We start from the raw sequence: 12,012 nt of genomic DNA on the forward strand, positions 1-12,012 counted from the left end.
TTTCTGGAAAAAAGTCATCCCTTGCGTAAGCATTCGACTTTTTTTTAAATTTTAGCGAAAGATAGTTTTCAGATTATTCTGACTATATTTGCGCAACACTAGTGAGGCAGATTAAAATTAGAATTAGGAGCCATCGCCATATTACTCTTATCTACTTGATACAAAACGTCCTGTTGGCCCTTTTTGGTAATCGTCGCTTGAAGGGCTAACTTATGAATAATTGTGGCTGTCGGGTTTTGTAAATTGGCAAGAACGGATGTATAGGAATTATCCAATCCCGCAGTAGCATCGAGTAATTGCAGATCAGGTTTAACTTGGGTTTCTTCGTTTTGAAGAGACAACCCGACAACAAAAGCATAACGATTTTTAATCATCACATTTTCATCGGTCGTTTTCTCTTCTTTGACTTTTTTCTGAACATAAAATCCGCCTAGAATAATTCCTTCAAATTTTTTTGCAGGCATAGTGATGTCAAAAGGCACATCCATTTCCTTTCCAGGCGCAAGTGTAATTTCTTTTTCTATTGGCGAAACAATATCTGCTAGTTTGTTTTGTAGGGAGTCATCAAGTTGCGTTTGACTGCCGCTATAATCAATCACACCATTTTTATTGGTTCCCGCTTGATTTAGGAGAATATGATACGTTCCCTTCTCCTTCCCTGAATTCTTGATATGAATAAAAATAGTCTCTTTACTTGCTGGACTTAATTGAAGGTCAAAATAGGAAACATCAGGGTTGACTTGTGAATCAGGAATCTTCGCCGTGACAGTGTAGGCCATATCGTCTGTTTCTGCTGCTTGTGTTGTCGTTGTCCAGCCTACCAGCCCAAATAAAACGAGCAAGATAGTGATAATGCCTGTGATAGAGACAAAGATAGTACTTGTGATTAATCTGTTGAAACGCATATAGAATACTCCTCCAAATTTAGGTCCAGTTCGTTGAAACGATTATAGTGGGGTACTTGATAAAGTCCAAGTAATCTCGGCTTGATAAGATTGCGAAGTCGCTTGTCCTCCTGGAACCGTCAACGTAACATATTGGTTCTCCGTTTTCCCATCTTCTGCTCCACCGAAAAAGACATCTAGCCAAGTCCCCTGTCCTGTATTCGCTTCAGCTTTTAATAAAACAACGGATGACCCATCAGCGTCTAATGAAATATTATTGCCGACTGGTGCGCCATTGGTATTTCCAGAGGGCGTTTTTATCGTACCATTTTGCCAATTCATAGTCGTTCCCTTTACTGTTGCTTGATTTTCTCCTGTAAACGGCTGAGTCATCGCCACAGTAACCGTCCAACCATCTGCATTTTCTCTGGTGTCACTGACCTGAACGTAGGGATCTTTGTTAATTGACTTAAAGGTGGTCTCAGAACCATTCACTTGATGTCTGCCAAACGTAATATTAGAAAGGTGGTCTATGGATAATGGGCCATTGTTTCCAGTCCCAGGATTATTAGGATCTGCTGGGTCTGTTGGATGCTCAGGATCCGCTGGTTGGTTTGGGTCATTCGGATCTAAAGGTTGCGTTGGGTCTGTATTCGGCGTAAATACCACCGTTCCCGTTGTGACACTAACTTCAGGTGACTGGGATGCATCGGCAAACACTTCTATTGAAGAAGCGTTTAAAGATATTCCTAGGAATAGACAAGCGCTCACCCCTACTAGGCGTTTATTTTTCATCCTTATTTTCTCCTAACATCTGATTATTTTCCCTATCTCCTAACTAGCCTGTCGTACATAAAGAGGGATTCTATAGTGTCCCACTAGGCGCATCTTGAAGTGTCCATGTAATCGTTGCTGAGTACGCTCCTGGAGTCGCACCGGCTGGAATATAGAGAGTTGTTGGCGTATCATACATTTTATCCATCCATGAACCGACCCCTGCATTAGCGTTAGCTCCAAATAGGGTGCCGTCTTCACTGTTTAAGACGACCTGTGCCGTTGTTGGTTTAGCTGAGGTATTTGTATCATCTACGGCTTCTGCAGTCCCCATTGGCAAAGTTAACTGCGCACCAGAAAGAACTTTTGGATTGGTTTCATCAGCGGTCTTAAACTCCGTAATTTTCGTTAGTAATTGCCAGCCACTTGATTGTTCACGTAAGTCAGTGACTTGAACGTAGGGTTTTTCTTGTGTGGCATTTAGCGTCATTTTCTTGCCATCAATTGCCTGTTGACCAAAATCATAAGAAACGGTATGGTCAAGTGTAAAGTCACCTTTTTGACCAGTATCTCCACCATCTCCATCGCCAGCACCTGGGTGATCTGTATCTGGATTAACAATCAATCCAACTGTTCCTTGGGTCGTTTCAGGTGTTGGTACGGTCGTTTCTGCCTGCACGATAGCAGTCGGTAGTAATACGCCTACTGTAAGTAATGTTGCGCCAAGTAATGTTTTTGTTTTCATAATATACACTCTCCATTTAATTTTATTGTGGGACATCTACTAGCTCCCATGTAAAGGTTGCTGAATAATTTCCTGGTCGATTGCCTGAAGGAATAACTAATTGAAGACTCTCCTTCGATGAAAAATCTGCTTGCCATCCTCCAAGTCCAGCCATTTTATCTGCTAAAAAAATCGTTTGAGAAGACTCATTTAACTGAATTCTGGTCGTTTTCGGTGGCGCACTTTGATTCTCTGGATCTGTTGCCTTGACCGCTGTTGCTTCTAGGGTCATCGCGACACCTGTCAACGAATTGTGAGAAGCACTTTCAAAGGCACTAATTTTTGTTTGAACTTGCCAACCACTTCCTAGACCTCGCGTATCGATAACTTGTAAATCTGAATCACCCTTGGCTTTTAGAACTAAGGGAGAATCTGTTATCTCAAACTTGCCAAAATGAAAAGCAGGTGGAGAGGCCATCGTCAATTTATCAGCCGACGAGTTGCCAATGATACTGATTTGTGGCTGAGTGATCTCTTGGGCTGCTAAAGAAGGCTGACTCATAAGGAGAACGAACAATAAGAGAGCGCCTCCAAAACAAATTTTTTTCACTCAATCGCCTCTTTTCTCTTTCCAATCAACCAGTAGCCACCTTTTAAAAGTAACAAACTACCGTAAATAATCGGATAATAGGATGGCCTTTCTCCGGTTTTAGGCAACCTTTTAGGCGACTGCCTATCCTTTGTTTTTGGCGGATTCGTCACTGGTTTCGAACCATCCGGAATCTGGTGGTCAGGAGACGGCGGTAAACTTCCGTAAAAAGTAATACTCGCACGACTCTCCCCATAATTTCCCTCCTCTGCATAAATTGGACTTCCTCGAACAAGAAAAAGAGAAATCAACAGCAGCAAAAAAATCCTGCGATAATTTTTCTTCATAAAAAAGCGCTCTCCTTTCCAAACTCATCAAATACATCCTCCCACCAAATGAAAACACCTCTAGGGTTGAGCATACTCATGTAGAGGATACACGCTAAATTGCTGATTGAACATGCTAAATATTACCTAACAGAAACACGTTTTCGGATAATTAAAGAACTAAAGTAATTTATTATATTTCTATTCAACTGCCTGTCAAAAAATATTTGATTGTTATAATCATAAAAAAATACTAATTATTATGTAGTCTCTCAACTATTCAAAAAAACTTCAATAAATTTGAAGTTACAGGAGGTCCTCTCATTATGTTTGGCTTAGAAAAGGAAACCGTTTTAAAAAGAAATATTGTCGATATTCTCGATCAAGAATCTCAATTTTTGACTGCAAGTGAACTAAAACTGAAGCTGGGGCATGTCAGCATCAGTAAACTATTAAAATGTTGCAAAGAAATCCAATCAATTTTTAATGAAATTTACTCAGACGAATCTCATAAAATCCGTTTACTCATTAATCAACATGACGGAATCCGTCTAGAAAGAGGGGTCATTGACCTTCATCGTTTCTACACCTATCTCTACACAAAGGACATTAGTTATCAAATTATTCGAGCACTTATTTTGGAAGGAACTGTTTCCGTTCCTAAACTCCAAGATGAACTAGGCGTAAGTGATTCTAACCTTCGCAAAAAAATCCGACCGATTAATGCATTTTTAGAAGTATTTGGCATCTATATATCTGGAACCAAGTTTCTGGTTTTAAGGGGGGACCATAAAAAAATACGCGTCTTCCTTTTCCTCTTTCTGTGGAGTATCCATCGTCAAATTTCATCAATAGACTGGATTCACTCCCCTGAGCGTTATGTCAAATTAACCACGCAGATTTTCGATATCCTCGGTCAACCGCAACACAGCATTCATACAAATCAGGTCGCTATCTGGGTCTATATTTTTGAATTAAGTGCTTATAGACAGCGTAAAATCTCCTTTACACAACAAGAAGCAACCATAATTGCTTATCACAAAATCCCTAAAAAACCAGCTTTTTTGGATTATTGGACAGAAGAAGGTTGGGAATTTTTTATGATGTTCGTCTATCATGCTGGTATTTTCGACTTGCCACTCTCTTTAGTCCCCTCCAATCGTGAAATCTATCAAAAGTTTCCCTTCATCGCTGATTGGATTGACTTATTCGAGACTAGCCTTATTTCTTTATCCGACGATCAGCGGCTCTTTGCCGAAAGAAAATTATTTCAACAATTTATACTCGCACTCTTTTGCAATTTTGAACCCATCACAGATTCAGAGGCTCTTCAAGCGTATTCTCATTATTACCTTGGGATGCTTCGGCAAACTTCAGTAGGCCATTTAAAAGAATTCAAACATTTTTGGGAACGCTTCAAAAATGGAAGACAAGAGGAAATCTTGCCTTTAAAAGGATTCAACTTCCTTTTGTTTCAAGTACTATTACCCTTGGATTATTTTTTTAAAGAAATAAAGGTTTATCTTTTATCCGATTTGAATGATATTTTTATCGCTCATATGAAACAATATATCCTCTTTACATTGAGCAATAAGTTCAAACTCCATTTCGTTTCTGAACTCGAAAAAGCCGATTTGATTATAAGTACCGTGCCAGCCTGCGACCTATCACTCCCCCAAAACCTGCCAATCGTATTTGTCCGTTCAAGACTATTTCCTGTCGACATGGCACAGATTGAGCAAATGTTAGAAACACTCAGTCAGACAAAAGGACTACCTGAGTTTGAGTAACAAAAACGACTTTTCGGTGAAGCAGGGGCGGGCTCATTAGCGCTTATAACTAGACTTATTCAAGAGTATGGTGTGTTCGGATACTAAGAGGGTGGGGCATGACTTTATGGTTGTCGCACCTTTTCAGCATCAAAAGCAATAAAAAAGTTCGCATACGATAGCCTTCTTGAGGTCCATCCTATACGAACTTTTTCTATTTTATCTGCGTAGCCCTTTCAAGAGCGTGTTTTATAATGGACGTCCTGCATACTTAAACTATAATTCGTCCCACTCGATACAGTACGGTTTTTCTTGATTATAGTAGAACTGTAGAGCACATTCTAAGGCCTTTGTTGACGATATAATCTGATAAGCAGCAATCGCATATTGCCCATCCTCAAAATCAACTATGCCGCTTTTTGACGGATCTCCCAAGGATACATACATTTCCGTATTCCCTTCAGAAAAATAATTGACCACTGCTGTTTCCCCTTTTACAAGAATGGAAAGACATGGGTAGTTCTCGATTCCGTCACTGCAGTTACACCAAATCTCATTGCCAGAAGGACGTTCTAGGCACTTTGTAATTTGTGTCTGATACTCTGAAAAAGTAGTGCACTCTGCTGTGTCAAAATTGCTACTAACAATCATATTTACTCGCTCCCCAACATCATAAATTTCTCTGATAGGCTTAACCTAATGACCAAATTTATTATACAGTACAGTTATCTCAAACACAAAATAGCCCAACTGCAGGATAACTTATAAGCCTTTCTATTATAAGATACTACCATCTGAAAACTTCTAAAATAGTTACACTCCTTCCTTTCATAAAAGCAATAAAAAAGTTCGTATACGATAGCCTTCTTAAGGTCCATCCTACACGAACTTTTTCTATTTTATTTGCGTAGCCCCTTCAAGAGCCACTCCGTTTTATAATGAAAGTCTTGTACTAACTCTTCGGCCGTCCAGTCATTAGCAATCAAATCCTTAACCGAATCCATCACTAACGCCATAACAAAGTATAAAAAACTAACCGCTTCTTTTGTATCATTTATTTGGAATTGATTATTACCTAATAAGTCAGTCCATTGAGTAATCATTGGTGAATCACTGGAAATCTTGGCACGCTTGACACCAGATAATTCGTTACTTTGCGTTAATAATTTTAAAATTTTCCACTCTTCACTTGCATGATCTAGTCGACCACACCAATCAAGGTATTCTTCAATCCCAGAAAAGAAATCGCTCTTGTTTTTATTAATCGACTCTAAAATATCTCCATGAAGGATGCCTGAATATTTTTTTACGACATAAGTATATGCATCCTCTAAATCATCAAAATACTTATAAAACGCGCCTCGAGACATGCCCGTCGCCTCGACAATCTCAGAAACCTTCACTTGGCTGATGGGCGTTTGATAAAATATATTTAACAGAACCGCTTCTATTTTCTCTTTTTTAGGTGACTTTAGCTGTAGAAATGTTTGACTTGGCATGGCGACTCCTCCTTAATCCAACCTCTTCTACTCCTATTATAACTAGGTTTCCGACTATTTTCTTGCTTTTTTTGATTATTCGGCAAAAATATTCCGTTTTTATTCGTTTTGCAGTTGCTTAAGGAGACCTTCCACAGACCAAACTCAATCCATTGGCTAAGAAACTATCCTGAGATTTTTTCTTCTCTTAATTGACCATCTTCCATGCGATACACCCGATCACTCCATTCAATCATTCGTGAATCGTGTGTCACCATGACCGTCGCTTTGTTCTTTTCGTGCGCTTCTTTCACTAGTAGCTTGACCACCTCATAGGCATGCTCAGTGTCTAAGCTGGCAGTTGGTTCATCTGCTAAAATTAAGCTCGGGCGATTAAACAGTGCACGACCAATTGCCACTCGTTGCCTTTCACCACCAGATAAATCTTTTGGATACTTATCTTTCAACGCTAAAATATCTAGTGATTCAAGTAACTCTTCCATGTAAGACGTTTCTTTTTTTCGTCCCGTTACCTTATCCACCAAATAAAACTGTTCCTCGACCTTTAAAAAGGGGATTAGATTCGAGCTTTGTAAAATAAAGCCGATTTCTTTAAATCGTAATTTGGCTCGTTTTTTCTCAGAAAGGTTCGTAAAATTCGTCTGATTAATCAGAATTTCTCCAGAAGTTGGAGTTTGTAAGCCACCCGCAATCGTCAAAAATGTACTTTTCCCTGAGCCAGACGGGCCAATAATGCTGACAAATTCACCTTCTTTGACCACAAAATCCAGATTCTTTAGCGCCGTTATTTCTGTATGGCCCTTGCCAAATTTTTTTACAATCTGATTCATTACTAAAATATCATTCATCCTCTTATCCTCCTATAGCCGAAATAGGATCGACTTTTGAAACCGTTCGAATGGAAAATAACCCGCCGAACACCGCAACAACTAATAAGATGCCACTATAAGCTAACCACTGGCTCCACTCTATCGAAAACGGCATAGCCTCAGGTAACACAAAACTAGTTGCGTAAGCTGCCACAAATGCCAGAACGACACCGCAAATACCCACAATAAACGCCTGTCCGATAATCGAATTCGCAATAAACCCATTGCCAATTCCTTGCGCCTTCATCACGCCAAAGATTGCCGTCTTTTGAAGAGTCATCACGTACATAAAGATTCCGACAATCGCGGCCACAATCACAAACAAGAAATAAATCATCGCATTCAGGGTCAGATTTTGAGCAGAGTAACCAGGAATACTTTCGATAAAGGCTTCTGTCGTCATCTTATCTAGCTTAGTCCCCGATTGGTTATCTAGTTGAACGTCCTTATCCTTAGTCACAATAATATTCATTGGCTGCTCCTCTTCTGAAGCAAAAGGTTGCCCTTCATATTTTAAGGCAGTCCATGTCTCAAGTGAGGTGTAGACAACCGGTGTCACCGTATAGTACGTCTTTGGAAAAATCCCGACGACTTTGACTTTCTCTTCTGACTTACCAATTTTCACAGAATCCCCAATTTTGTACCCCTTGTCCGCAAGATTTTGAGAAATAATCACTTCGTCCTTCTCTTTAAACATCCGACCTTCTGTTGTTTTAGGTAAGATAAACGCCTCTTGTTCCGTACCAAACACCGAAACATTTACTTGCTCACCTGTTCCTGTGATGCCAGCACTGTATAGTCCGATAGAAGCTTTTTGGGAAGCATCTACCCGCTGCAAGTCCTCTTTCTTTAATTGTGAAGCTGCAAACGTCTTGTTCGCATCCTCTGATAAAATAATGGTCTCAGCATCCCAGTCAACAATCGCTTGCTTAAATTCCCACGCTAAGCCCGTCGCTAAACCAGACAACATAAACACCACGTAGGCAATCAGAAACATAATTCCTATAATCAAACTATAACGTAGCTTCGAATAACGCATCTCTTTCAACGCTAAAAACATAGACAACTCCTCCAAAAAATTAATTATTTCAAAAGTGACATTTTGTTACTGTTTCTAGAGTATAACTTAAAAGTAACATTTTGTCACTTTTTTTGTTCAAGAGTTTATATTTTGCTACTTCACCTTATATTTTGGTAGAATTGCTAAGGTTATCTACAAAATAGCGAAATAAAAATAGGCACTTTTTTATCTAAGCAGTAGAGAAATTTTCGCATTTAGCTCCCCTATTCTTAAGAAGACGTGTTAAGATTTGCTCTTTCACGTTTCCTCTTGTCGCTAGCTATAGTAGGATTTCTTTATATTACTTGCTAGACTAACAAAGTCCCACTTAAATTCGATTCAGAGGAAATAAAACTCAAAACAAATGATTTATTTATAGAAAAACAACTGAATGTTTTCTCAGATTTTTAAACCATTCAAAGATTCTATCACGTTTTGTATATGAAATTTGAGCATGAATTTAAAATGGGCGGCCCCTTAGATGTGACAGGTCCTATAAAAACTAATTTAAATCTTTTCATAGCAACATTTCTAACATGTAGAATATTTTTAGGAACAAAAAGAACTACCAAAAATGAATGCTGGTCTTATTCGCCACACCCAATTTTGATAGTTCTTACGTTGTCTGTTGTTCGCTCGTTTCTTACTATTCCCTATCCCTTGTTGCCCCTGCTGCTCACTTCAACTAACTTTATAAATGGATTCTGTCTAACCTTTTATTACAATGAACCATTTCATTTGTTCATTAAGTTGTGAAAAGCCGCCTGCAACTGTTCTAACTTGCACGTTGCTCGCTCTTTTGTATCAGCATTGACCGAATAATACACTTTGAATTTAGGCTCGGTCCCGGATGGTCTTAGACAAACCCACGAACCGTCTGTAAAGATATACTTCAATACATTAGAAGACGGCAAAGTAATTCTCTCTGTTCGCTGTCCTACAACCAAGCGCTCAGAAGTTAAATAATCTTCTCTATAAGCTAATTCAAACGCGCCTATTTTAGAGAAAGTCATCCTTCTTAAACTATCTAATTGCTGTTTCATATTAGAAATACCTTCTTTACCAGGAAAGACCTGTGTTTCTAACCGCTCTTCATAATAGCCAAACCGTGTATAGATTTCGTCAAGTCGCTCAATTAAGTCGCTTCCTGAAAGAAGGCAATCAAGAGCTGTTTCAGCAAGCAGGACAGCTGCTTGAACTGCATCTTTATCTCTAACAAAAGGTTCTACAAGATAGCCGTAGCTTTCCTCGTATCCAAAAAGAAACTTTTTATCACCACGCTCTTCCGATAATTGAATTTGTTCACCAATAAATTTGAAACCAGTCAAGGTGTTTCTTGTCTGAATTCCATACGACTCTGCAATCTTAGCCCCTAAATCAGAGGTCACGATTGTTTTAGCCAGGAAGTAATTAGTCAGCTTTTCTTGTTTTGCCTGCTTTGCTTTAATCAAGTAATCGAGTAAAAGTACACCAATTTGATTCCCGTTCAGAAAAATAGGCGCTCCTTCTTTTATCACCACTACCCCTAAACGATCTGCATCCGGATCTGTTGCCAAAATAAGCTGTGCTGGGTAAGTCTCCACCTCTTTTAAAGCTAAATCAAATGCTACCTGCTCTTCGGGATTAGGAGAAGTCACGGTCGAAAAATCTGGATCGGGTACAGCTTGTTCCTCCACCACATGAAGCTTTGTGAACCCCACACGCTGAAATGCTTTTCGAATCAAAACATTGCCTGTTCCATGTAAGGGCGTATAGACAACAGACAATTGATGCCCGTGTTGACGGACTTTTTCATTTGATTGAATCACCCGAACTAGCTCATCTAGATAACGTTCATCGACTTCTTCACCAAATACAGAAACAAGTTTTTGGTCAACGTAAGTAGATAAGGGTGCCGCGTCAATAGTTAATTCATTATTAATTTTTTTTAAAATAGCCATCAAACGTTCCGCTGTCTCTAAAGTAATCTGGCCACCATCTGCACCATAGACTTTGAACCCATTATACTGTTTTGGATTATGACTCGCTGTAATCATTACTCCCGCAAATGATTTGTAGGAACGAACAAGAAATGAGAGCTCTGGTGTTGGTCTCAATTGATCGGATAAATAAACTTGAATTCCTTGACTAGCCAAGACACGCGCAGTCCACTCTGCAAACAATTGAGAGCCATGACGATTATCAAACGCAATGACTACGCCCTTTTTTGAGGCCTGTTCTTCTTTTACATAAGTTGCTAACCCCAATGCGACTCGCCGAATTGTATACGAATTGATTCGGTTGATGCCAACGCCTAATTCGCCTCTCATTCCACCTGTCCCAAAAGCTAAGTAATCATAAAACCGATCTTCTCGTTCAACAGGGTCTGAAAGATTTGTTAACTGGTCTTTCATGTCTAAATCTAGTCCTGAATAGTTTGACCATTCTTGATATTTTTTTTGCCAAGTCATTTTTTTCCCTCATTTAATTGTTGCAAAATATCTTTTATTGAAAGTGTACAACCAGCCATAGAGGTATCGGCTACCCCATAATACATAGTTAACTGGTCTTTTTCCTGTATGCCACCGCAGCCAAAGACTACATCTCCAAAAAAGCCATTTTTTTCGTATGTCGCTTCTGGTTCCATAATCGGTTGTTGACTTCTGGCAATCACACGAGTAGGATCCTCCAAATCCAAAAGTGCAGCCCCCATACAATAACGATGCTCAGCAGTTGCTCCATGATAAATGACTAACCAGCCTTGTTCCGTTTTGATAGGAACCAATCCACCACCAATTCGGCCACTATCCCAACTTTCTTCACGAACCCCCAATAAATGCTGATGATTTCCCCAACTAATTAAATCCGGCGATGAAGCAATCCAAATATCATAATTCCCAATACTTTTTAATGAAGGACGATGTAACGCATAATATTTATTATTAATTTTCTCAGGGAAAATCAAAACATCTTTATTCTCAGGCGCAAAAATATTCCCAAGATCTTCATATGATTGAAAATCCTTGGTCGAGATTAATGAATCACAAACGCCCACAGGTGATACAGAACTGAAATTAATATAATAGGTATCTCCTATCTGGGTACAACGAGCATCTTCAATTCCATAAGTTTGATACTCATTAAATGGATATAAAAACGCCTCATCATCAATCGTAAAATTATGCCCATCACGACTTCTAGCAATTCGAATATAAGAAAGAGAAGTCAAATACGCAAATCCATCTAGCTTGTCTTTTTTTCGAATCATTCGTGGGTCTTCGAAATCATAACTATCATCATTACGGTTGAAGGATAAAACCTCCATTGTTTTTGTTTCTAAATCATAAACAGGCGCTTTTATTATATCCGGATCCTCAGAAATTGGGCGCTCCGCTACTCGTAATAACAATAAAATTTCATCTTGATATTTTGCAACACCGCCATTAAATGCGCCAATTACTTCATAACCGTCATGCAACGGTTTGACTTCTTTAGGTGTCACTAATGGGTTTTCTTTAAAACGTTCTATTTTCATCATC

Annotated in this window: 12 protein-coding genes; 1 reads left to right on the forward strand and 11 read right to left on the reverse strand. The window is 39.1% G+C overall.

The genetic code is table 11. The annotated features are described in order from the left end of the window. Nucleotides 1–98: 98 nt before the first annotated feature. The 5 genes from IGI37_RS15285 to IGI37_RS15305 all read right to left on the reverse strand — a co-directional run bounded on the left by IGI37_RS15285 (nt 99) and on the right by IGI37_RS15305 (nt 3,318). On the reverse strand, nt 99–905 hold the full coding sequence (locus IGI37_RS15285) for a DUF916 and DUF3324 domain-containing protein (protein WP_438762924.1): 807 nt from the start codon (nt 903–905) through the stop codon (nt 99–101). A gap of 42 nt (nt 906–947) precedes the next feature. Beyond that, a complete protein-coding gene (locus IGI37_RS15290; RefSeq protein WP_438762925.1) occupies nt 948–1,679 on the reverse strand; it encodes a WxL domain-containing protein in 732 nt (243 codons plus the stop codon). 70 nt (nt 1,680–1,749) lie between these two features. Beyond that, complete coding sequence (locus tag IGI37_RS15295; protein WP_438762926.1) at nt 1,750–2,403, reverse strand: WxL domain-containing protein; 654 nt, start codon at nt 2,401–2,403, stop codon at nt 1,750–1,752. Nucleotides 2,404–2,425: 22 nt separating this feature from the next. Further along, entirely contained in the window at nt 2,426–2,992 is a 567-nt protein-coding gene (locus tag IGI37_RS15300; protein ID WP_438762927.1) for a WxL domain-containing protein, read from the reverse strand. Continuing rightward, entirely contained in the window at nt 2,989–3,318 is a 330-nt protein-coding gene (locus tag IGI37_RS15305) for an LPXTG cell wall anchor domain-containing protein (RefSeq protein ID WP_438762928.1), read from the reverse strand. The genes IGI37_RS15300 and IGI37_RS15305 overlap by 4 nt, the downstream gene beginning before the upstream one ends. 305 nt (nt 3,319–3,623) lie before the next feature. Between IGI37_RS15305 and IGI37_RS15310 the strand changes: the two genes are divergently transcribed. Next, nucleotides 3,624–5,087 (forward strand): helix-turn-helix domain-containing protein, encoded by a 1,464-nt coding sequence (locus tag IGI37_RS15310; protein WP_438762929.1) that lies wholly within the window; start codon nt 3,624–3,626, stop codon nt 5,085–5,087. Between the two features lie 255 nt (nt 5,088–5,342). On the opposite strand, the gene IGI37_RS15315 is transcribed toward IGI37_RS15310, so the two are convergent. From IGI37_RS15315 to IGI37_RS15340, 6 genes are all read right to left on the reverse strand, one after another. Further along, nucleotides 5,343–5,717, reverse strand: a complete 375-nt coding sequence (locus IGI37_RS15315; protein WP_438762930.1) for a hypothetical protein — start codon at nt 5,715–5,717, stop codon at nt 5,343–5,345. Between the two features lie 248 nt (nt 5,718–5,965). Continuing rightward, complete coding sequence (locus IGI37_RS15320) at nt 5,966–6,565, reverse strand: TetR family transcriptional regulator (RefSeq protein WP_438762931.1); 600 nt, start codon at nt 6,563–6,565, stop codon at nt 5,966–5,968. A gap of 164 nt (nt 6,566–6,729) precedes the next feature. Further along, the gene (locus IGI37_RS15325; RefSeq protein WP_438762932.1) at nt 6,730–7,413 is read right to left on the reverse strand and encodes an ABC transporter ATP-binding protein; all 684 of its coding nucleotides are present in this window, start codon (nt 7,411–7,413) and stop codon (nt 6,730–6,732) included. A 4-nt stretch (nt 7,414–7,417) separates the two neighbouring features. Continuing rightward, a complete protein-coding gene (locus IGI37_RS15330) occupies nt 7,418–8,494 on the reverse strand; it encodes an ABC transporter permease (protein ID WP_438762933.1) in 1,077 nt (358 codons plus the stop codon). A gap of 734 nt (nt 8,495–9,228) precedes the next feature. Beyond that, nucleotides 9,229–10,944 carry a phospho-sugar mutase gene (locus IGI37_RS15335; RefSeq protein ID WP_438762934.1) on the reverse strand — a complete coding sequence of 572 codons (1,716 nt, stop codon included), beginning with the start codon at nt 10,942–10,944 and terminating at the stop codon, nt 9,229–9,231. Continuing rightward, complete coding sequence (locus IGI37_RS15340) at nt 10,941–12,008, reverse strand: BtaManbiosPhlase (protein WP_438763667.1); 1,068 nt, start codon at nt 12,006–12,008, stop codon at nt 10,941–10,943. Before IGI37_RS15340 ends, IGI37_RS15335 begins: the two co-directional genes overlap by 4 nt. Nucleotides 12,009–12,012 lie beyond the last annotated feature (4 nt).

This window comes from Enterococcus sp. AZ194, from assembly GCF_051713825.1.
Classification (GTDB): domain Bacteria; phylum Bacillota; class Bacilli; order Lactobacillales; family Enterococcaceae; genus Enterococcus_K.

Bases quoted from the DNA above. Each gene is read 5' to 3' on its own strand.
- IGI37_RS15285 (WP_438762924.1), bottom strand. From the start codon at position 905: ATGCGTTTCAACAGATTAATCACAAGTACTATCTTTGTCTCTATCACA.
- IGI37_RS15290 (WP_438762925.1), bottom strand. From the start codon at position 1,679: ATGAAAAATAAACGCCTAGTAGGGGTGAGCGCTTGTCTATTCCTAGGA.
- IGI37_RS15295 (WP_438762926.1), bottom strand. From the start codon at position 2,403: ATGAAAACAAAAACATTACTTGGCGCAACATTACTTACAGTAGGCGTA.
- IGI37_RS15305 (WP_438762928.1), bottom strand. From the start codon at position 3,318: ATGAAGAAAAATTATCGCAGGATTTTTTTGCTGCTGTTGATTTCTCTT.
- IGI37_RS15310 (WP_438762929.1), top strand. From the start codon at position 3,624: ATGTTTGGCTTAGAAAAGGAAACCGTTTTAAAAAGAAATATTGTCGAT.
- IGI37_RS15315 (WP_438762930.1), bottom strand. From the start codon at position 5,717: ATGATTGTTAGTAGCAATTTTGACACAGCAGAGTGCACTACTTTTTCA.
- IGI37_RS15320 (WP_438762931.1), bottom strand. From the start codon at position 6,565: ATGCCAAGTCAAACATTTCTACAGCTAAAGTCACCTAAAAAAGAGAAA.
- IGI37_RS15325 (WP_438762932.1), bottom strand. From the start codon at position 7,413: ATGAATGATATTTTAGTAATGAATCAGATTGTAAAAAAATTTGGCAAG.
- IGI37_RS15330 (WP_438762933.1), bottom strand. From the start codon at position 8,494: ATGTTTTTAGCGTTGAAAGAGATGCGTTATTCGAAGCTACGTTATAGT.
- IGI37_RS15335 (WP_438762934.1), bottom strand. From the start codon at position 10,944: ATGACTTGGCAAAAAAAATATCAAGAATGGTCAAACTATTCAGGACTA.
- IGI37_RS15340 (WP_438763667.1), bottom strand. From the start codon at position 12,008: ATGAAAATAGAACGTTTTAAAGAAAACCCATTAGTGACACCTAAAGAA.